Source organism: Chelatococcus sp. GCM10030263, assembly GCF_042666455.1.
In the GTDB taxonomy this organism is placed as follows: Bacteria; Pseudomonadota; Alphaproteobacteria; order Rhizobiales; family Beijerinckiaceae; genus Chelatococcus.
The window spans coordinates 961,319-981,997 of sequence record NZ_JBHTDB010000002.1 but is presented as its reverse complement, the minus strand read 5'-3'; the positions used below and the strand labels follow the sequence as shown (position 1 = coordinate 981,997).

Sequence of the window (20,679 nt, the reverse complement as noted above, 5' to 3'; positions counted from 1 at the left end):
CCGCGCCAAAAAGGACCGATTGATGCTCGATCATGGAACCGGAGCATTTCGCAATCGCGAGCCCGATCTTTTCACAGGGACGCCCTCGGAACGCGCCGCCCTGCCGATTCGCGCCGGCGCAGTCGATGATCACCAGCGGCGCGGCGAGGGCCTCGTGATGCATTACGGCTTTCACCCCTCGCCTTTCGGTGAAGCCATCCTCGTCATGACAGAGGGCGGGTTGGCCGGTCTCGGCTTCGCCGACGACGGCGACCGGGCAGCCGCGCTCGCGGACATGCGGCAGCGTTGGCCGCGGGCCCAGTATCACGAGGATGCTGGCGGTGGCGACGCCGACCTCGCCCGCTACCTTTTCAACCCGGCGGCATGGCGGCCCGAGACGCCCGTCAGGCTCACGCTCATCGGAACCGATTTCGAGCTGCAAGTATGGCGGATGCTCCTCGCCATCCCGCTCGGGCAGATCACGACCTATTCCGACCTTGCAAGACAGCTCGGCAGGCCGAGTGCCGCGCGAGCCGTGGGCTCCGCGGTGGGCAAGAATCCGATCTCGTTCGTCGTCCCCTGCCATCGAGTGCTCGGCCGCTCCGGTGCGCTCACCGGCTACCATTGGGGACTAGCGCGCAAACGGGCGATGCTCGCCTGGGAGGCGGCGATGGAGGGGTCGCACGATCTCAGGGACGCGTCGTCTTTTTCGGCACCGGCGTGACCGCGAGCAGCGCCTTGACGGCGGTGACCCGCGCCGCTGTCACGCGTTCGGCGCAAAAGCCGTGCTCCACTTCGCCGTCGTAGCCCCGGCAGAGCATCTCGCGGTCGGAGGAGAAGCCGGCCTGTTCGGCCGCCGCTTCGCGTTGCGCATTGCCGGCGAGGCGCCTGAGGAGGGCTCTGAAATCGTCGCGCAGGTTGCGCTCGTGGCGGCTACGCCGCCGCTCGATCGCCTTCGCCTGGGCGATCAGAGCCGGAGCCATCGGCCCCCACAGGCCGCCGACGCGCGCCTCGCAGTCGGCCGCGGCAAAGCGGCAGGTCGCCTCCGGGTCGGCGACGAGCACGGCGTCCTCGAGGACATCGAAGACGATGGGGCAAATGGGCGCGGCGAATTGATAGCGCGGCAGGCCGCGCGGGGCTCCGAGCCAAACGAGCGCCACCGGCTCGTCCATGCCGAGCTCGACGGCGCAGGCCGCCGTCGGATTGGAGATCTGCCTTCCCTCGACGCGCAGACGGGCAAGGAGTTGATTGTCCGAACCGCGCTCGATGACGATCCGACCGCTGCGGCCGTCTTGGAACAGCGGCGCACCGACGATTGTCCGTGCCGAGCCGGCGGTGTCGGCCGTAGCCCTGGCCGTGCTCGGTGCGCGCGCCGCGGCGGGCGGCGCCCGCCGCTCCTTGACCGACCGTTGCTGTTCGCCGATCGGGGTGGGCGGCCGCGAACCTGGAAGAACGAGCGCTTGCCCTTCGGCCCGCTCGGCCGAGGCGACCAGCAGCGCGGCCAAACCGACAAGCGTCAACGTGGTCGGTCGCGATGGCCGCCCGGGAATCGACGCCTGTAATGCGCGCCGGGGAAAGCGCCCGCGACTGCCCCCCTCGAACCGCCTGTGCAACCGAGCCACCCAAACCCCACACCGCTTATGAAGTTAGCACGCCACGAGACCCTTGCGAACTCGGCCGGTAAAGCCCACCTTCCAGTCAATTCAAACGTCGGCTGTTTGCCTTCTCCTCGGTCTGCTTGCGAGCTGCGGAACAGGCTCCTATATACGCGGCCAATGTGCGATTAGCTTCGTTCCAGGCTGTTGGCACGAATAGGCAGCTGAACGTGAAACGATGTTGAGCCATGGGCCAGGTCGCTTCGGGATCTGGCGCTGCGGTCTGCTTGAAAGTGAGGGATCACTCCATGGGTAAAGTCATAGGTATCGACTTAGGCACCACCAATTCCTGCGTCGCTGTCATGGAGGGCACGACGCCAAAGGTCATCGAGAACGCGGAAGGCGCGCGCACCACCCCGTCGATCGTCGCCTTCACCGACGATGGCGAGCGGCTCGTCGGCCAGCCGGCCAAGCGCCAGGCGGTCACCAATCCGGAACGCACCTTCTTCGCCATCAAGCGTCTCATCGGGCGCACCTTCGAGGACCCGATGACCCAGAAGGACAGAGGCCTCGTTCCCTATAAGATCGTCAAAGCCGGCAACGGCGACGCCTGGGTCGAGGCGGACGGCAAGCAATATTCGCCCTCGCAGATCTCCGCCTTCACGCTCCAAAAGATGAAGGAGACGGCGGAAGCTTATCTCGGGCAGAAGGTCGAACAAGCCGTCATCACCGTCCCCGCCTATTTCAACGACGCACAGCGTCAGGCCACGAAGGATGCCGGCCGCATCGCCGGCCTCGAGGTGCTGCGTATCATCAACGAGCCGACGGCGGCCGCACTCGCCTATGGCCTCGACAAGAAGGCCGCCGGCACGATCGCGGTCTACGACCTCGGCGGTGGCACCTTCGATATCTCGATCCTGGAGATCGGAGACGGCGTCTTCGAGGTGAAGTCGACGAACGGCGACACCTTCCTCGGCGGTGAAGATTTCGACATGCGCCTCGTCGAATATCTCGCCGACGAGTTCAAGCGCGAGAACGGCATCGACCTCAAGAAGGACAAGCTCGCGCTCCAGCGCCTGAAAGAGGCGGCCGAGAAAGCGAAGATCGAGCTCTCCTCGGCGAGCCAGACGGAAATCAACCTGCCCTACATCACGGCGGATGCGAGCGGGCCGAAGCATCTCACGCTGAAGCTGACGCGCGCCAAGTTCGAGGCGCTGGTCGACGACCTCATTCAGCGCACCATCGAGCCGTGCAAGAAGGCGCTGAAGGATGCCGGCCTTTCCGCTGGCCAGATCGACGAGGTTGTTCTCGTCGGCGGCATGACGCGCATGCCGAAGGTGCAGGAGGTTGTGAAGCAGTTCTTCGGCAAGGAGCCGCACAAGGGCGTCAACCCGGACGAGGTGGTCGCCATCGGCGCCGCGGTTCAGGCCGGCGTGCTGCAGGGCGACGTCAAGGACGTGCTGCTGCTCGACGTGACGCCGCTGTCGCTCGGCATCGAGACGCTGGGCGGCGTGTTCACGCGGCTCATCGACCGCAACACCACGATCCCGACCAAGAAGAGCCAGGTGTTCTCCACCGCCGACGACAATCAGACGGCGGTGACGATCCGGGTCTTCCAGGGCGAGCGCGAGATGGCGGCCGACAACAAGATGCTCGGCCAGTTCGATCTCGTGGGCATTCCGCCCGCACCGCGCGGCGTGCCGCAGATCGAGGTGACCTTCGACATCGACGCCAACGGCATCGTCAATGTCTCGGCCAAGGATAAGGCGACCGCTAAGGAGCAGCAGATCCGTATCCAGGCCTCGGGCGGCCTCAACGAGGCCGACATCGAGAAGATGGTGAAGGACGCCGAAGCCCACGCCGCCGAGGACAAGAAGCGTCGCGAGCTCGTCGAGGTCAAGAATCAGGGCGAAGGCCTGATCCACGCGACCGAGAAGTCGCTCGCCGAGCATGGCGACAAGGTCGGCGAGGGTGAGAAGAGCGCTATCGCCAGCGCCATCGAAGCGCTCAAAGCTGCACTCTCTAGCGACGACGTCGAGGCGATCAAGACGAAGACATCCGAGCTGATGCAGGCGTCCATGAAGCTCGGGGAGGCGATCTACAAGGCCTCTCAGGGCACGGACGGCGGCGACGAGGCGAGCAGCTCCGAGCCGGCCAAGGACGATGTCATCGACGCCGACTTCGAGGAAGTCGACGACGACAAGAAGAAGCGGGCTTGAGCGGACGCGAGCTCGATGCCTCTCGAACCTGCCCCAAAGGGTGTGGTACCCATCGCATGATGCTTCTGGCGGACAGGTTCTTTCCTGTCCGCCGGCGCTTTTGCGTTTTGCGGCTCGAGGGGGCGCTCGAATCAGAGATGAGATGGTGCGAAGGCAGGAATCGATCACCCGGATGCGGGACAGCATGCGCATGATCACGCCGCGAGCATCGGCAGACCGGGCCGCTCGAACAGCGCGAGCTGGAGGGGCCCTGGATGGCTAAGCTCGATTACTACGAGATCCTGTCCGTCGACCGCGGCGCTTCCGACGCCGAGATCAAGGCTGCCTTTCGTCGGCTCGCCATGCAATGTCACCCGGATCGCAATCCCGGCGACCAGGCGGCCGAGGCACGTTTCAAGGAAATCAACGAAGCCTACGACGTCCTCAAGGACCCGCAGAAGCGGGCGGCCTATGACCGGTTCGGCCATGCGGCCTTCGAGCAGGCTGGCGGCGTCGGACCGGGCTTCGGCAATGACTTCTCCGATTTCATGACGGACATCTTCGATACTTTCTTCGGAGATTCGCGCGGCCGGACACGAACGGCCGGCGGGCGCGAGCGCGGCGCCGACCTTCGCTACAATCTCGAAATCACGCTGGACGACGCCTTTACGGGCAAGACGGCGGCGGTCCGCATTCCGACGGCCGCGGCCTGCAGCACCTGCAACGGCTCGGGCGCCAAGGCGGGATCGAAGCCGCGCGCCTGTGCGACCTGCGGCGGTGCCGGCCGGGTTCGGGCAGCCCAAGGCTTCTTCTCCATCGAGCGTACCTGCCCCGCCTGCCAGGGCCGCGGCGAGGTGATCGACGATCCCTGCCCGGACTGCCGGGGCGCCGGCCGCGTCACCCGGGAGCGCAGCCTGTCCATCAATATTCCGGCGGGCGTCGAAGACGGCACGCGCATACGGCTCGCGGGCGAGGGCGAGGCGGGCCTGCACGGCGGCCCCTCCGGCGATCTCTACATCTTCCTGTCGATCAAGCCGCATCCCATCTTTCAGCGCGACGGCGCGGACCTCTTCTGCCGCGTGCCGATCTCCATGGTGACGGCCGCGCTCGGCGGCGCCTTCGAAGTACCGACAGTGGACGGCAAGCAGCACCGGGTCGAGGTGCCTGAAGGAACACAAACGGGCAAGCAGTTCCGCCTGCGCGGCAAGGGCATGCCCATCCTGCGCTCGCGCGACACGGGCGATCTCTACATCCAGGTCGTCGTCGAAACGCCACAAAAGCTCACTAGACGCCAGCGGGAATTGTTGCTCGAATTCGATCAGGAATCCTCACGCGATACGCATCCCGAAAGCGCCGGATTCTTTTCCCGCGTGAAGGAGTTCTTCGAGGGGCTCGGCGGCTCCGCCTGAAGATCGATCGATCTCAGAGCAAGCGTTGCGTTTCGGGCCTAAGATAGCGAGGCAGTCAGTGTTCCAGCAGCATCTCCGCCAAAAGCACGGGCATGTCCGTATCGAAGACGAGGCGCGTTTTCTGCGATCTTGGGTCGAGAGCCCGCTTCGCACGGGCGCCGTGTCGCCATCCGGCCGCTTTCTGGCACGCGCCATGGCGGGCTATGTAGATGCAGATCTGCCCGGCCCGGTCATCGAGCTCGGCCCTGGCACTGGCCCCGTGACGGAAGCCTTGGTGAGACGAGGCATCGCCGAATCCCGGCTTGTTCTCGTCGAATTCAATCCTCAGTTCTGCAAGCTGCTGCGCAAGCGCTTCCCGGCGGCTACGGTGGTGCAGGGCGACGCCTATGGTCTGGCACGGACGCTCGACGGGCACGTCAGCGACCCCGCCACCGCTGTGGTATCCAGCCTTCCCCTCTTCACGAAGCCGCTGAACGACCGACAGGGCCTGCTCGAGGACGCCTTTTCCCTGATGCATCCGGGCGCGCCCTTCGTTCAGTTCACCTATGCGACTGTGCCGCCGATCCCGAAGGATGGGCCGGATTATCGCGCGCAAGCCTCCGGCCGCATCTGGTGGAACCTGCCGCCCGCACGTGTCTGGGTCTATCGCCGCGCCGCAGGCCGGTAGGCTGGGACCACTTCCCTTCACTCAGCTTCAAATCTTTCTTCTCGACCTGATGCGCAGCCGCTTGTCGCGCTGCAGCCAGGACAAGCGAGTCTGGCACTTTTTCGCGTCTGCTCGGATCGAGAAAAGAGCTCCAGATTATTGATCTGTCTCGTTTTCTTCAGACGATCCGGTATCCACTTCGCTGAAAGACACTCCGGCTTGCGACAGAGCAACCTGACGTTATCGTCCATGAATATAATTGCAATGTTTCTGATCGAACCGCCCAACGTCTGGCTTTTTATTACGCCTGATCATGATACCGCGACACGATCTTTATAGCGTATCTGGCGGCTGACCTAGCACCTGTGGAGATCGTCGGAGAAACGCCTCTTTTCCCCTGGACACCACGCTCGAACATGGTTAAATTTAACTTAATATTGCATCACTTTGATTAACGCAGAGCGATAATATGAAAACTTATATTTGCGCGGCTCATGCAGGTGGGCAGGGAAAGACGACGGTTGCTCAACTCCTCTTTCGCAACATCTTCAGAAAAAATGCTAAATACACAATGGTGTCGGCGGATTTCGTCGACGAGACCGGTCACTCGAAGATCGGGAAGTTTTTCCCTGATCAAGTCGAGGAACTCGGTACCGGCGCACGTCTCATCGCGGCCAAACTTGAGAACGATCCGAACGCGGCGCTGCGATACTGGGACAAGTTCGGCACCATTCTGATGCGCGGCGGTGCCGTCATAGACGTCGGTGCCAATGTGGTCTCGCTCCTCAAGCAATGGGCGCATCACCGCAGCGCTTATCGCGTGCTGCAGATGTCCAATGCTCCTGCCAGCGAAATCCTTCTCGTCTGCAAGGCCGAGAAACATGCGGTGCAGGATGTGGCGGACCTCGTCTCGACGATCGCCGACAACACCTTCATCCCCTACGAGCATATCACGGTCGTGCTGAACGAGGTCGGTGGCTCCTTCGGGCGGATCGACGTCAAGACCGTCATCAAGGAGGCCGCGCCCGAGGCGGCGGTGCGCTTCATCACCTTGCCGCGCTGCACCTCCGAGCTCTGGTCGCAACTCGAACAAACCTATACACCAATCGACCGGGTTCTGGAGATGTCCGACCGCGAGATCTCGGAAACCTTCGGCATCGATATCTGGTCGGCGACAGCAGGCCTCGCCGATCTCAAATCCTGGGTGACGAGCGTCGACAAGGATTGGAAGAACGCGGGCGTCTTCAAATAGCGCACACCGCCCCTCGCGCAGGCCAGACTTCATTTTGCTTCGACAGACGCTTACGCGACGTGTAAAGAGCTGGCGCATCCACCCGAACAGGGACGCACCAGCTCTCGCCCATGCAGCCTCGCGATCGTCTCATCGTCGCCCTCGACCTGCCGACCGTTGCGGAAGCTGAGCGGCTCGTCGACGAGTTGGGCGATGCCGTAACCTTCTACAAAATCGGGCTCGAGCTTGCCTTTGCAGGCGGCCTCCCCTTCGCCGCCGCGCTGGTGCGCTCAGGCCGCCAAGTCTTCCTCGACCTCAAGCTGCACGACATCCCGACGACCGTCGAGCGCGCCACCCGGCAGATCGCCGGTCTCGGCGCCACCTTCCTCACTGTCCATGCCTATCCGCAAACGCTCGCGGCCGCTGTGCGCGGACGCGGTGAGGCGGGCCTTGCCGCAGGCGGTCTCGGCATTCTCGGCGTAACCGTGATGACATCCTATGCGGATGCTGATCTCGCTGAGGCCGGCTATGCCGAAGGTGTGGCGAAAACGGTGGAGCGACGCGCCCGGCAGGTGCTCGCGGCGGGTGCCGACGGCCTCATCCTCTCGGCAGAGGAAGCGGAGCGCATCCGCCCCCTCGTCGGCCCGCAGCTTGCCCTTGTCACGCCGGGCATTCGCCCCGCCGGCAGCCCCGTGCAGGACCAGAAGCGCGTGATGACACCGGCGGCCGCGATTCGCGCCGGCGCCGACTATCTCGTCGTCGGGCGGCCGGTCACCGCCGCGGCAGACCCGCAAGCCACCGCGCGCGCCATCGTCGCCGAGATTGCCACCGTCACGCCATCGAGCTGAGGATCCGAGATGCCCAAGGGCTACATGATCTCGCGCGTCACCGTCACCGATCCCGACCGATATGCCGATTATGTCGCGCTCGCCTCCGAGGCCATCCGCCAATATGGTGGCAAGCCGCTGGCGCGGGGCGGCCGCAGCCAGAGCGTGGAGGGCGAATCACGGCCACGCAACGTGATCATCGAGTTCGAAAGCTTCGAGACGGCGCTCGCCTATTATAACTCGCCGGAGTACCAGGCGGCCAAGAAGGCGCGCGAGCTCGCGGGCATGGCCGATATTGTCGTCGTCGAGGGTACCTGACCTGTCACACTGCCGTTGAGGAAAGACATGCAAAGCGAGATGCGCCTCGTCGTCGTGGGAGCGGCGGGCCGAATGGGCCGGATGCTGATCAAAGCGGTCGCCGAGACGGGCGGCGCGCGGCTGGTCGCAGCGATCGAGCGGCCGGACTCGCCCGCTCTCGGCGAAGACGCAGGTCGCCTCGCCGGCCTCGGCGCGCTCGATGTGCCGGTGACCGCCGATGCACTGGCGGCTTTCGCGGCCGCCGACGGCGTTCTCGATTTCACGACGCCCGCCGCGACGGAGGCCTTTGCGGGGCTTGCGGCACAGGCCCGCATCGTTCACGTGGTCGGCACGACGGGGCTTACCGAGGCGGATCTCGCCAAGCTCGAGGCGGCGGCGCGGCATGCGGTGATCGTACGCTCCGGCAATATGAGCCTCGGCGTCAACCTGCTCGCCGCGCTCGTGCGCCGTGTCGCGAACACGCTCGGCGAGGACTTCGATATCGAAGTGGTCGAGATGCACCACCGCATGAAGGTCGATGCGCCCTCCGGCACCGCGCTGATGCTTGGGGAAGCGGCGGCCGCGGGGCGAGGCGTCTCGCTGAAGGAAGCGAGCGACCGGGGCCGCGATGGCATCACCGGCCCACGCCGTCCCGGCGCAATCGGCTTTGCGGCGCTGCGCGGCGGCACTGTCGTCGGCGAGCATAGCGTCGTCTTCGCGGGGGCGGGCGAACGCATCGAGCTCACCCACAAGGCGGAAGACCGCAGCCTGTTCGCCCGCGGCGCGATCCGCGCCGCCCTGTGGGGACGATCGGCCAAGCCGGGCCTCTATTCCATGGCCGACGTGCTCGGCATCGCCGAAATCTGATTCGCCGCCCCTTTCCAGGAGACCCAGCGATGGAGCGCCTTCTCGTCCTCGTCCGCCATGGCCAGAGCGACTGGAATCTCAAGAACCTGTTCACCGGCTGGAAGGACCCGGGCCTGACGGAGCAAGGCATCCGCGAGGCGCGAGACGCCGGCCGGCGGCTCAAGGCGCTCGGTCTTTCCTTCGACGTTGCCTTCACCTCGGTGCTCACGCGCGCCCAGCATACCAACGATCTCATCCTCGAGGAACTCGGCCAGCGCGGCTTGACGACGCTACGCGACCAAGCCCTCAACGAGCGCGACTACGGCGATCTCTCCGGTCTCAACAAGGACGACGCGCGCAAGCGCTGGGGCGAGGAGCAGGTGCATATCTGGCGCCGCTCCTACGACGTGCAGCCCCCGGGCGGCGAAAGCCTGCGGGATACGGCAGCCCGCGTTCTGCCCTACTACCTGCGCGAAATCCTGCCGCGGGTGCTCAATGGCGAGCGCGTGCTGGTCTCGGCCCATGGCAACAGTCTCAGGGCGCTGGTCATGGTGCTTGACCGGCTGACGCCCGAGACCATACCGACCATGGAACTCGCCACGGGCGTGCCCCTCGTCTATCGGCTGAAGCCCGATTCGACGGTGGAGAGCAAGGACATCCTCGCCGGATGAGCGACGCCGCCGCGCCTTCTTGGGCCATCCGCTTGGCGCGGCCGGAGGACCTTGGCCGCATCGGCGAGATCCGCGCGGCGGTCACCGAAAATCGTCTTTCCGATACCGCCTCGCTGACGACCGAGGAGGTTCTGCGCTACCTCGGTCGCGGCCATTTCTGGGTGGCGGAGGAAGGTGGCCACATTCTCGGCTTCAGCGCTGCCAATCCGGACCAGCGCTTGCTATGGGCCCTCTTCGTCGATCCCGCCCATGAGGGCCGTGGCATCGGCCGCGGGCTCATCCGGGTGGCGGAAGCCATGCTGCGCGCGGAAGGATGCGATTCGGCGCATCTCACCACGCAGCCGGGCACCCGCGCCGAGCGCTTCTACCGGCGCAACGGCTGGCAAGTGACAGGTCACACGCCCTCGTGCAGCCAGCTCATCTTCACCAAGGCTCTGCAACCGGGTGGAGCAGGCCCATGACCAGGGTCGGCATCAAACCGGGCGTGACCTACCATCCCGGCTATCTCTCCGCCGACCAGCAGGGCGTGCTTCTCGCCGCGCTGGCCGCCATCTTGCGGGAGGCGCCCTTCTTCACGCCGCGCATGCCGCGCACGGGCAAGCCGTTTTCCGTTCGCATGACGAACTGCGGCAAGCTCGGCTGGGTCTCGGACGAAGGCGGCTACCGCTATCAGGAAACCCATCCGGAGACGGGCCGCCCCTGGCCGGCGATGCCCAGAATCCTGATTGCCGCCTGGCAGGAACTCGCGCCGGAGGCGCCTCTGCCGGAAGCCTGCCTGGTGAATTACTATGCTGGGGGTGCGCGCATGAGCCTGCACCAGGACCGCGACGAGCAGGACTTCGGTGCACCCGTCCTGTCGCTCTCGCTCGGCGACACGGCCGTCTTCCGCATCGGCGGCACGGCGCGGCGCGACCCGACGACCTCGCTCAAGCTCTCTTCAGGCGATGCGCTGGTGTTCGGCGGCCCGGCGCGGCTCGCCTTTCACGGGATCGACCGGGTGCTGACGGGGTCGTCCACGCTGCTCGCCCAAGCAGGTCTTGACGGTGGCCGCATCAATCTCACCTTACGTCGCGTATCGCCGGCGTAGTATGGCCACCGAGACCGCAACCCGCTCTAAGAGGAACTCGACCATGGCGCGTCCCCCCGCGGACGGCCTGCAGGCTGCCCTGGCCGAGCTCGAAGCGCGCCACGGCGCCGAGCCCGATGCCATGCGCGCCGAGCTCGTCGCGCTCTTGCGCGAGACGCATACGCGCGGCCTCGCCCATGCCCGGGAGCGGCTGCTGGCCGATCGCGACGGCCTCGCCTGCGCCCATCGGCTCTCGGCCACCATGGACCGCATCATCGACGCGGCGTTCCAGATGGTGACGCGTCATATCCATCCCTTGCCCAAAGGGGAAGCGGAGGCAAAGGGGGCGAAAACGGAGCGACTGGCGGTCGTTGCCGTCGGTGGCTACGGCCGTGGCACGCTCGCGCCCGGCTCGGACGTCGACCTCCTCTTCATTCTCGGCCCGGGCTCTCGAACCTGGAGCGAGCGGGTCGTCGAGACGATCCTCTATATCCTCTGGGATCTGAAGCTGAAGGTCGGGCATGCGACCCGCTCCATCGACGAATCGATGCGCGAGGCACGGGCCGACCTGACCATCCGCACGACGCTTCTCGAAGCGCGCTATCTCGTGGGCGACACCGCCTTGTTCGACGAGCTCGTCCAGCGCTTCGAGCGTGAGGTGGTCGCCGACACCGCGCCGAGCTTCGTTGCCGCCAAGCTCGCCGAGCGCGATACGCGGCTCCACCGGGCAGGCGCCTCGCGCTATGTCGTCGAACCCAATGTCAAAGACGGCAAGGGCGGCCTGCGCGATCTCAACACCCTCTTCTGGATCGCCAAATACGTCTACCGTGTGCGCGATCCGAAGGAGCTGGTGACCGCCGGCCTTTTCACGACCGACGAATTCGCCCTGTTCCACCGTTGCGAATCCTTCCTGTGGCGGGTGCGCTGCCACATGCATTTCGAGACAGGGCGGGCCGAGGAGCGGCTGTCCTTCGACCTGCAGCGTACCATCGCCGAGCGCAACGGCTATGCTGCTCATGGGGGGCTCTCCGCCGTCGAGCGCTTCATGAAGCGCTATTTCCTCACGGCCAAGGACGTCGGCGATCTCACGGCGATCGTCTGCGCGGCGCTCGAAGCGCGCCATGCCAAGCCCCGCGCGGTGCTCGACCGCTTCGTGGGACGGCTCAGGGGGCGGCGCGGCAGTCGGACGCTCGCCTCCCGCGATTTCACTCTCGACAACAACCGCATCACCATTGCCGACGATGGCGTCTTCGCGCGCGATCCCGTTAATCTCATCCGGCTGTTCTGGCTGGCGGACCGCCATAGCCACGCCATCCATCCGGACGCAAGCCGGCTCGCCACCCGTTCGCTCAAGCTGATCGACCGCTCATTGCGCGAGAACCCGGAAGCCAACCGCCTCTTCCTGGAGATCCTGACCTCACGCAACGCCCCCGAGGTCGTGCTGCGGCGCATGAATGAAGCCGGCATTCTCGGCCGCTTCATCCCGGAATTCGGCCGCATCGTGGCGCTGATGCAGTTCAACATGTACCATCACTATACGGTGGACGAGCATCTGCTGCGTGCGGTCGGCGTGCTCGCCGACATCGATGCCGGGCGCGTCAATGCCGAGCATCCGCTCTCCGGCGAGATCATCCACTCGATCCAGAACCGGCGGGCGCTCTATCTGGCGCTCTTTCTGCACGACATCGCCAAGGGTCGCCAGGACGACCATTCCGCAGCCGGAGCGCGTGTCGCCCGCAAGCTTGGGCCGCGTTTCGGGCTCGACGCGGCGGAGACGGAAACAGCGGCCTGGCTCGTGGAGAACCACCTCGCCATGTCGACCGTGGCGCAGAGCCGCGACATCGCCGACCCCTCGACGGTGCGAAGCTTTGCCGCTCTGGTGCAAACGATGGAACGGCTGAAGCTGCTGGTGATCCTGACCGTCTGCGACATCAAGGCGGTCGGCCCCGGCGTCTGGAACGGCTGGAAGGGCGAGCTCCTGCGCTCGCTCTACTACGAGACGCAACTCGCCTTGACGGGCGGCCAGGTCTCCACCAGCCGCAGCGAACGGGTTCGCCATGCGCAGGAGCAGTTGCGCGAAGCCCTGGCCGACTGGCCGGAGGAGGAATTCGCCGCCTATGCGGCCCGCCACTACGCGCCCTATTGGCTGAAGGTCGATCTCGCCCGCAAGATCCGCCATGCCGAGCTCATCCGGGCCGCCGAAGCCTCGGGCGAGACGACCATCACCGCGGTCGAGACCGACGGCTTCCGTGGGGTGACCGAGCTGATCGCCATGGCTCCCGACCATCCGCGGCTCCTCGCCATTCTCACCGGCGCCTGCGCCGCGGCGGGCGGCAATATCGTTGATGCCCAGATCTTCACCACGGCCGATGGGCTTGCGCTCGACAGCCTCGTCATCTCGCGCGCCTTCGACCGGGACGACGACGAACTGCGGCGCGGCGAACGCATCGCGCTCGCCATCAAGCGCGCCCTGACGGGCGAGGTGCGCATCGCCGATCTCGTCGCCTCGCGCCGACCGGCGCATGACCGCAGCCGCACCTTCCATGTGCCCACCGAGGTGGTAGTCGACAACAGCCTCTCGGACCGTCATACCGTGCTGGAGGTGTCGGGCCTCGATCGCCCGGGGCTGCTCTATGATCTCACGACGATGCTCGGCAAGCTCAACCTCAATATCGCCTCGGCGCATATCGCGACCTATGGCGAGAAGGTGGTCGACGTTTTCTATGTTACCGACCTGACGGGGGCGAAGATCGAGAACGCCAACCGGCAATCGGCCATACGCCGCGCGATTGCCGAGATCTTCCACCCGCAAAGCCAGGGGGAAGCCGCCGCGAGCCTCGCGCGATAGCGAGGCTGCGCTTGATTTTTGAGCCATCTCACCTGATATCCAGGGTGACGGACAATCAGCAGCAACGAGAGACATGACCCAGACGCCGACCCGCCCAGAGCCGGCTGATGCCGCCGCGACCGACGAGACCGAGACCACTGCCGCGACCGAAGCCGTGCAGGCCGATTCGCAGATGCCTGATCTAGGTGCCGTGATCGCAGCGCTCGAGGCCGAGAAAACCGAGTTGAAGGACAAGGTGCTCAGGACGCTCGCCGAGATGGAGAACCTGCGCCGCCGCACCGAGCGCGAGGTCGCGGATGCGCGGACCTACGGCGTGACAGGCTTCGCGCGCGACATGCTGACGGTGGCCGACAATATCCGCCGGGCGCTCGAGACCATTCCCGATGAGCTACGCGCCAGCAGCGAGGGCCCAATCAAGGCCCTGCTCGAGGGCATCGAGCTCACCGAACGCGATTTTCTGAAGACACTCGAGCGTCATGGCGTGCGCAAGCTCGATCCCGCCGGGCAGAAGTTCGACCCCAACCTGCACCAGGCCATGTTCGAGGTGGAAGACCCGAACACGCCGAATGCGACCGTCGTGCAGGTCGTACAGTCCGGCTTCGTCATCGGCGACCGCGTGCTGCGACCGGCGCTGGTCGGCGTCTCGAAGGGCGGCCCGAAGCCGGCTGCGTCGAACGGTGGCGCAGAGGCTGCGGCGAACGGCGAGTGAAGCTCGGATAAGCGCGCCTGCCTGTCCATCTTGGGCTGAGCAAGCTTCGGTACATGAAGGGGAAAACGCGGCGCGTCCCTTCCCCCATCCTTACGTGCGTTTTCGGTTCACTTGGCGTTGGTCACTTGCCTAGGTTCACTTGGCGTTGGCTTGCGCTTCCTTCGGCTTGACGCCGTCGCGGATCGTTTCGAAGCGCTTCATCAGGGATGCCTGATCGCGTTCGCGGGCCATGCCGATGAAGCGGATATAATGGCTATCGCTGAAACGGATCGCCTGCACGACGAAGACTTTGGTCTTCGTTTCGGGATCATCCGCAATCGCCTTGATCTCGTGCCAGGGAACGCCCTTCAGCGTGAGGTTGCGCGCGCTCTTGATCTCCGCACCGCGGATGCCGGCAAGGCCGCCGAAGGCCTGTTTGGCGAAGCGGTCCTGCTCCAAAGTTCCGGGGATGGCGCCGTCGCCTGAGGCGACGATGATGAGCGGCTGTTCAGCGCCATGAATGGCGTCCTTCGGACCGTCGGTCATCAAGACCCCTGATCCGGCGAGCACCCGCACCACGCGGAAGCCGGCGCGATCGCCAAGCGTAAAGGGCAGCGCCGCGATTTGCTGGTCCATCGGCAGCGGCGGGCGGAAGGTCAGGGACTTCAGCGCGTCGCGGACGACCTGGTCGCTATACATGTCCACAGCCGTTTCGGGCGCCTGCACGGTGACCACCGCCGCCGTCTTTTCGCCAGTCGCTACGACGATCCATTTGTGCAAGGTGATGGCCCCGGCGCGCTGGGTGGCGCTGACGAAAATGCCCTTGCCATCCTTGACCGGCCAGTCCTCGCGCTTGGCGCCGAGCAGGCCCTGCTTTTCGAGAACATCCGGGTTCAGCCCCGCAATGATCTTGTCATAGGCCTCGGGGGGCACCTCCGTCATGAGGATGGCCGCCCCGGCGGCCTCGTCCTGGAAGCCGGGAAAGTTCTTCGACAGCTGCATGGATTTGGGCGGCTCGAGCCCGACGTTGACGCCGACCGGGTAAACCGGTCCGGCGGCACGCGCAGCAGGCGCGAGAAAGGCCAGAACGAAGGCGAGAAGCAAGGTGGCAGCCGATTGTCGCTTCATTGACGGAGTCCCTTGCGCGCTATCCCGCCCTCGTCTTCAAGCGAGTCATGGTGTCATGAACTGCCAATATGGCAAGAGCGGGGTGGTGGCCCGCAACAATAGGCCGGTCAGCCGAAAACGATGAGCCCGGCGAGACCGGCAGCGCCGACGATGATCCGCCACCAGGCGAACAGCGCGAAGCCGTGCCGGCTCACGAAATCGAGCAGCAGCCGCACCACGAGCAGACCGGCGATGAAGGAGACGACGAAGCCGACCGCCACCAAGGTGATGTCGTCGGTCGTCAGTTCAGAATAGCTTTTGTAGAGATCATAGGCGAAGGCGCCGGCCATGGTGGGCATGGCGAGAAAGAAGGAAAATTCCGTCGCCGCGCGCTTGTCGGCACCGAGGAGCATGGCGCCGACGATGGTCGCCCCCGAACGGGAGACGCCCGGAATCATCGCGAGGCATTGGAAGATGCCGATCTTAAAGGCCATCGGCAGCGGAAACTTCGCCATATCGTGATAGCGCCCGTCGAGCCCCCGCCTGTCCACGACCATCAGCACGAAGCCGCCGACGATGAGCATGACGCAGACGATCCAGGGATTGAAGAGCACGTTCTTGATGAAGTCATGGGCCAGCGCACCGACGACCATGGCCGGCAGGAAGGCGACGAGCACGGCAAGAACGAAGCGCTGAACCGCCGGATCGGTGGGCAGGGCGATCAAGATAGAGAGAAGCCGCCTGAAATAGACGGTAACGATTGCCAGGATGGCACCCAGCTGAATCAAAATCTCGAAGGTCTTGCCCTTGGATTCGAAGCCGAGGAAATGACCGAGCAGAAGGAGATGCCCGGTGGAGGAGACGGGCAGAAATTCCGTCAAACCTTCGACGAGCCCGAGTATGGCCGCAGAAACGACATCGAACATATGCATGGGTGGGCACCAAAGACGTGGGTGGCGCTAGCCGGGCCTGGGAGGGGAACGCCCGCGGCACCGGCGGGGGGCTCGGCCAAGCCGGCCGCCGCGGCCACAGGCGAAGCTGGAGCACGAGGAGGCGTCGAGCACGAGAGGACCGGGGAACCACGAGAGTTCGGCCGTTCTGAGGCCGGTGTCGTTAGCGAAGTCTTAATGACGACAGGGGAAAGCGAAAAGGCACAGGCGAATCGGGTTGTCCCCTATATGCGCTAGTTTTATACGGGACCCCTGCGCTGTGCCAGCATGCTTCGCAACGAGCGTGTCGAACCGGGCAGCATTCTGGCACATTGCGACGCCGTGCTCGTCGGTCCCAGCATCTTTCCCGCCTTCCCCCGCTCAATCCGTGGCATCCAATGGCGACTTTCTACCATTATCCTTTCTGCCCCAGTTCGCGCTTCATACGGCTTGTCCTCGGCGAAATGGGCATTGCGCCGGCCAGCGTGGAAGAAAAGCCCTGGGAGCGGAATCATGACCTGCTGGCTGTCAATCCGGCCGGGCATCTGCCGATTTTCGTGGAGGAGCAGGGCCTTGCGGTCCCCGGCGCGACGGTGATCGCCGAATATCTCGACGAGACCCGGGGGCTCGGCCTCGAAGGCCGCCGGTTCCTGCCCGACCACCCGGCCGACCGGGTTGAAGTCCGCCGGCTGATGGACTGGTTCCTGGTCAAGTTCCACGAGGAGGTCTCCGCCTATCTCGTGACCGAGAAGATCTACAAGCGCTTCATGAAGCCCGAGATCGGTGGCGGACCGCCGGATATGAGCGCCATCCGCGCAGCTCGCAGCAATGTGCGCTATCATCTGAAATACATCGGCTTTCTGATCGGCCGGCGGAACTGGCTCGCGGGCGCCGACCTGACCTATGCGGATCTGGCGGCGGCGGCGCATCTCTCCTGCGCCGATTATCTCGGGGACGTGCCCTGGGAGGAGGATGAGACGGCAAAGGCATGGTACGCGCGCGTGAAATCGAGGCCCTCCTTCCGGCCTCTCCTGATGGACCGGGTGCCGGGAATGGCGCCGGCCGCCCATTACGCAGATCTGGACTTCTGACGTCGTCCACCCCGCGGCAAGACGCCGCGCGCCGGAAGGCAGAACGAGAAGGCCCCCCTTCCGCGGCATTGAAGCAGAGGCTCATCGAGCGCGCCCGCGGGCTCGGCTTCGATGTCCTGCGCATCACCCGGCCCGATTCCATTCCGCTGGCGCCAGGGCGGCTCGCCGCCTGGCTTGCGGCCGGCCATGCCGGGAGCATGACCTGGATGGAGGAGACGGCAGAGCGGCGGGCGGCACCGCATGCGCTCTGGCCGGAGGTGCGCTCCATCGTCATGCTCGGCATGAACTATGCGCCCGCCGGCGATCCGCTCGCCGACCTCGGCCGCAAGGACCGCGCGACGATCTCGGCCTATGCGCGCAAGCGCGACTATCATGACGTGATCAAGGGCAAGCTGAAGGAACTCGCGGGCTTTCTCGCCTCTTCCGGCGGCGCCGACGTGAAGGTCTTCGTCGACACCGCCCCGGTGATGGAGAAGCCGCTGGCGGAGGCCGCCGGCCTCGGCTGGCTCGGCAAGCACACGGTGCTCGTGTCACGTGACTTCGGCAGCTGGCTCTTCCTCGGCGCAATCTTCACCACCGCAGACCTGCCGCCCGACCCGGCAGAGACGGACCATTGCGGCAGCTGCCGCCGGTGCCTCTCGATCTGCCCGACGGATGCCTTCCCGGCGCCCTATCAGCTCGATGCGCGGCGCTGCATCTCCTATCTCACCATCGAACATAAAGGCCCAATCGATCGGAGCCTGCGCCCGGCCATGGGCAACCGGATTTTCGGCTGCGACGATTGCCTTGCGGTCTGCCCTTGGAACAAGTTTGCGGCCGCGGGGCGTGAGGCCAAGCTCACCGCCGATGCCGATTATGAGGCCCCTGCCCTGGCGGAGCTCGCACGGCTCGACGATGCCGCCTTCCGCAAACGCTTTTCCGGTTCGCCGATCAAGCGCACCGGCCGCGACCGCTTCCTGCGCAACGTGCTGATCGCCATCGGCAATTCCGGAGAGCCGGCACTCGCCGCGGAGGCGCGCGCCCGGCTCGGGGACGGCTCGGCCCTGGTGCGCGGCGCGGCCGTCTGGGCCCTGTCGCGGCTGTTGCCGCGCGAGGACTTCGCAGCGCTGATCCCCCTCCATCGGCCGCGCGAACAGGATGCGAGCGTCATCGCGGAATGGCAGGCGGCGGCGGATGAAGCCGGCACCACACCGGAGGCGGCATGAGACTTTTCGTTTTCGGCATCGGCTATTCGGCCTCCGCTTTCATCACCCGTTACGGCGAGCGCTTCAGGGCAATCGCCGGCACGGTACGCGCGCCAGGCAAGGCAGCCGAGCTGCAGGCGCAGGGCATCGACGCGCAAGTCTTCGACGGTTCAGGCACGGCGCCGGACGAAAACCGCTCGGCCATCGCGACTGCGCTCGCTGAGGCCGATGCGGTTCTCGTCAGCGTGCCGCCCGGCGCCGATGGCTGCCCCGCTTACACGGCCTTCGGCGCAAGCCTCGCCGAGGCGCCGCGCCTCCGGTGGATCGGCTATCTCTCGACGGTCGGGGTCTATGGCGACCATGACGGCGACTGGGTGGACGAAAACACGCCACCCTCGACGCGCAATGCCCGCTCGCTCCTGCGCCTTGCGGCCGAGAAGGGCTGGAGCCGGCTGGCGAGCGAAACGGGCAAGCGGCTCGATATCCTGAGGCTTCCCGGCATTTACGGTCCCGGCCGCAACGCCCTCGTCGAGGTCGCGGCCGGCCGCGCCCGGCGTATCGCCCGTCCGGGGCAGGTGTTCAACCGCATTCACGTGGAGGATATCGCCGCGACGCTGGCTGTCCTGACGGCGCGTGCCGAGCACAGCCCGGCCGGGGGCGGCGTCTATAATGTCTGCGATGACGAGCCCGCACCGCAGTCGGACGTCATCGCCTATGCCGCAAGGCTCCTCGGGCTTCCGCCGCCGCCGGAGGTGAGCCTTGAGGAGGCCGGGCTGTCGCCGATGGGGCTGAGCTTCTGGACGGAAAACAAGCGGATTTGCAATGCCCGGCTGAAGGCCGATCTTGGCCTCGAGCTCGCCTATCCGAGCTATCGGGAAGGGCTCGAGGGCCTTTTGAATGCCGGTGAAGGACGCGGGGCTCCCTAAGGACCACGCGCCCGGCCTTCACGCTGCGCGGCGGTTGGCACTCTGCCCGAAATGGCTGATGTAGCGAGGATTAATGGAGGGGACGGGCAGCATGACCAGCACGTCCGTGGTGCCGAACTGCGGATCGACCACGGCGCCCTCGCCGAAACTCGCTCCGAGCCGGAGATAACCCTTGATCAGCGGCGGCAGGCTGTGGAGTGCAGCCTTGGCATCGACCGCCGCAGACGGGATGCGGTCCATGGTCACGAAGCGCTCGGGCAATGCCCGCACGCGCCATTCCTCCGGCGAGAGGGCATGGTGGTGCAGGAAGCTGAGCGGCAGCGCGAGCCGGTTCGGATCCGTGCCTTCGAGGCTCGCGCAACCGAACATCACATCGATGCGGTGTTGGACCACGTAGGACCAGATGCCCTGCCACAACAGCTCGACTGTGCGCTTGTTACGATAGGGCTTCAGCACGCAGGAGCGGCCGAGTTCCAGGAAGCGCAGATGCGGATTGCTTTCCGTGAGCTTCAGGATCTCGAACTCAGCGGCTGTATAGAAGCCGAAATTTCGGTCCGCGACCTCCTGCCGGAGAAGACGGTAGGTGCCGACCACCTTCGGCGCGGCTGCACGGAACGGCCGGCGCGGGGCATTATGATCGAGCACGAGCAGATGGTCGCAAATCGCGTCGAACTCGTCCATGTCGCGCCGGGCGATGAGCGACGAGGCGTTCGGAATGGCCGACATCTCGTCGTAGAAGACCTGAAAGCGCAGGCGCTGCGCCTGTTTCAGCTCCTTCTTGGTGGTCGCCAACCGTACTTCGAGCGAGCCCAGCCGCCCGAAGACGGGGTCCATGCCCAGCGTAATCGAAGAGGAGACCAAGCGGGCGCCCGCCCCCCAATTCGCTGGGGTCCAGGGACCGGTGGTCCAGGGCGCCGAGGCCCATGCCGCCGGCCGCAGCATTCCGGCGATCGTGCCGAGAGCGCCGGCCGGCACCTTTTCCGCACGCGCCTTTTTCCACTGCAGGGGACCCTGGATCATCCACAAATCCTCGTTTGCCACCCAGTGCTGCGCTGCGGTCGGGGCGGCTTCCCACCCCGTCCAACGTCGCGCATGCTATGCTTTCTATACTGTTGTGACAATCGCGTGTCGTTAAGCATTC

The 20,679-nt window shown here is 65.5% G+C and carries 20 protein-coding genes; 16 read left to right on the top strand and 4 right to left on the bottom strand.

Annotated features, from left to right (window positions below):
• Window positions 1-22: 22 nt before the first annotated feature.
• Window positions 23-703, top strand: coding sequence for a methylated-DNA--[protein]-cysteine S-methyltransferase (locus tag ACFQU1_RS04480; RefSeq protein ID WP_378129631.1), 681 nt, complete (start codon window positions 23-25; stop codon window positions 701-703).
• Here the strand turns inward: ACFQU1_RS04480 and ACFQU1_RS04475 are convergent.
• Complete coding sequence (locus tag ACFQU1_RS04475) at window positions 669-1,499, bottom strand: hypothetical protein (RefSeq protein ID WP_378129629.1); 831 nt, start codon at window positions 1,497-1,499, stop codon at window positions 669-671. The two genes, ACFQU1_RS04480 and ACFQU1_RS04475, sit on opposite strands and share 35 nt — an antisense overlap.
• Before the next feature lie 383 nt (window positions 1,500-1,882).
• Here ACFQU1_RS04475 and dnaK point away from each other — a divergent pair, with 383 nt between their 5' ends.
• From dnaK to grpE, 12 genes are all read left to right on the top strand, one after another.
• Window positions 1,883-3,793, top strand: a complete 1,911-nt coding sequence (dnaK, locus tag ACFQU1_RS04470; RefSeq protein WP_378129627.1) for a molecular chaperone DnaK — start codon at window positions 1,883-1,885, stop codon at window positions 3,791-3,793.
• 254 nt (window positions 3,794-4,047) lie between these two features.
• A complete protein-coding gene (gene dnaJ / locus ACFQU1_RS04465; protein ID WP_378129625.1) occupies window positions 4,048-5,181 on the top strand; it encodes a molecular chaperone DnaJ in 1,134 nt (377 codons plus the stop codon).
• A 58-nt stretch (window positions 5,182-5,239) separates the two neighbouring features.
• Window positions 5,240-5,848: a class I SAM-dependent methyltransferase gene (locus tag ACFQU1_RS04460; protein ID WP_378129623.1), complete on the top strand. Its 609-nt coding sequence runs from the start codon at window positions 5,240-5,242 to the stop codon at window positions 5,846-5,848.
• A 550-nt stretch (window positions 5,849-6,398) separates the two neighbouring features.
• Window positions 6,399-7,079, top strand: coding sequence for a hypothetical protein (locus ACFQU1_RS04455; RefSeq protein ID WP_378129621.1), 681 nt, complete (start codon window positions 6,399-6,401; stop codon window positions 7,077-7,079).
• A 110-nt stretch (window positions 7,080-7,189) separates the two neighbouring features.
• Window positions 7,190-7,906 (top strand): orotidine-5'-phosphate decarboxylase, encoded by a 717-nt coding sequence (pyrF, locus tag ACFQU1_RS04450; RefSeq protein WP_378129619.1) that lies wholly within the window; start codon window positions 7,190-7,192, stop codon window positions 7,904-7,906.
• Window positions 7,907-7,915: 9 nt separating this feature from the next.
• On the top strand, window positions 7,916-8,203 hold the full coding sequence (locus ACFQU1_RS04445) for a DUF1330 domain-containing protein (RefSeq protein ID WP_378129617.1): 288 nt from the start codon (window positions 7,916-7,918) through the stop codon (window positions 8,201-8,203).
• 39 nt (window positions 8,204-8,242) lie between these two features.
• Window positions 8,243-9,049 carry a 4-hydroxy-tetrahydrodipicolinate reductase gene (gene dapB / locus ACFQU1_RS04440; RefSeq protein WP_378129778.1) on the top strand — a complete coding sequence of 269 codons (807 nt, stop codon included), beginning with the start codon at window positions 8,243-8,245 and terminating at the stop codon, window positions 9,047-9,049.
• Window positions 9,050-9,078: 29 nt separating this feature from the next.
• Complete coding sequence (locus ACFQU1_RS04435) at window positions 9,079-9,699, top strand: 2,3-bisphosphoglycerate-dependent phosphoglycerate mutase (protein ID WP_378129615.1); 621 nt, start codon at window positions 9,079-9,081, stop codon at window positions 9,697-9,699.
• Window positions 9,696-10,160, top strand: coding sequence for a GNAT family N-acetyltransferase (locus ACFQU1_RS04430; protein ID WP_378129613.1), 465 nt, complete (start codon window positions 9,696-9,698; stop codon window positions 10,158-10,160). The genes ACFQU1_RS04435 and ACFQU1_RS04430 overlap by 4 nt, the downstream gene beginning before the upstream one ends.
• A complete protein-coding gene (locus tag ACFQU1_RS04425) occupies window positions 10,157-10,786 on the top strand; it encodes an alpha-ketoglutarate-dependent dioxygenase AlkB (protein WP_378129611.1) in 630 nt (209 codons plus the stop codon). The genes ACFQU1_RS04430 and ACFQU1_RS04425 overlap by 4 nt, the downstream gene beginning before the upstream one ends.
• Window position 10,787: 1 nt before the next feature.
• Window positions 10,788-13,613, top strand: coding sequence for a [protein-PII] uridylyltransferase (locus ACFQU1_RS04420; RefSeq protein ID WP_378129609.1), 2,826 nt, complete (start codon window positions 10,788-10,790; stop codon window positions 13,611-13,613).
• A 73-nt stretch (window positions 13,614-13,686) separates the two neighbouring features.
• Complete coding sequence (grpE, locus tag ACFQU1_RS04415; RefSeq protein WP_378129607.1) at window positions 13,687-14,322, top strand: nucleotide exchange factor GrpE; 636 nt, start codon at window positions 13,687-13,689, stop codon at window positions 14,320-14,322.
• A 135-nt stretch (window positions 14,323-14,457) separates the two neighbouring features.
• Here the strand turns inward: grpE and ACFQU1_RS04410 are convergent, their stop codons facing one another.
• Both ACFQU1_RS04410 and ACFQU1_RS04405 read right to left on the bottom strand, forming a co-directional pair.
• Window positions 14,458-15,429 (bottom strand): hypothetical protein, encoded by a 972-nt coding sequence (locus tag ACFQU1_RS04410; protein ID WP_378129605.1) that lies wholly within the window; start codon window positions 15,427-15,429, stop codon window positions 14,458-14,460.
• Window positions 15,430-15,536: 107 nt separating this feature from the next.
• Complete coding sequence (locus ACFQU1_RS04405; protein ID WP_378129603.1) at window positions 15,537-16,340, bottom strand: undecaprenyl-diphosphate phosphatase; 804 nt, start codon at window positions 16,338-16,340, stop codon at window positions 15,537-15,539.
• A gap of 395 nt (window positions 16,341-16,735) precedes the next feature.
• Here ACFQU1_RS04405 and ACFQU1_RS04400 point away from each other — a divergent pair, with 395 nt between their 5' ends.
• The 3 genes from ACFQU1_RS04400 to ACFQU1_RS04390 all read left to right on the top strand — a co-directional run bounded on the left by ACFQU1_RS04400 (window position 16,736) and on the right by ACFQU1_RS04390 (window position 19,538).
• Window positions 16,736-17,428: a glutathione S-transferase family protein gene (locus tag ACFQU1_RS04400; RefSeq protein WP_378129601.1), complete on the top strand. Its 693-nt coding sequence runs from the start codon at window positions 16,736-16,738 to the stop codon at window positions 17,426-17,428.
• Between the two features lie 68 nt (window positions 17,429-17,496).
• Window positions 17,497-18,633, top strand: coding sequence for a tRNA epoxyqueuosine(34) reductase QueG (queG, locus tag ACFQU1_RS04395; protein ID WP_378129599.1), 1,137 nt, complete (start codon window positions 17,497-17,499; stop codon window positions 18,631-18,633).
• Entirely contained in the window at window positions 18,630-19,538 is a 909-nt protein-coding gene (locus ACFQU1_RS04390; RefSeq protein WP_378129597.1) for an SDR family oxidoreductase, read from the top strand. The genes queG and ACFQU1_RS04390 overlap by 4 nt, the downstream gene beginning before the upstream one ends.
• 18 nt (window positions 19,539-19,556) lie before the next feature.
• Here ACFQU1_RS04390 and ACFQU1_RS04385 read toward each other — a convergent pair whose 3' ends face one another.
• On the bottom strand, window positions 19,557-20,480 hold the full coding sequence (locus tag ACFQU1_RS04385) for a GNAT family N-acetyltransferase (protein ID WP_378129776.1): 924 nt from the start codon (window positions 20,478-20,480) through the stop codon (window positions 19,557-19,559).
• Window positions 20,481-20,679 lie beyond the last annotated feature (199 nt).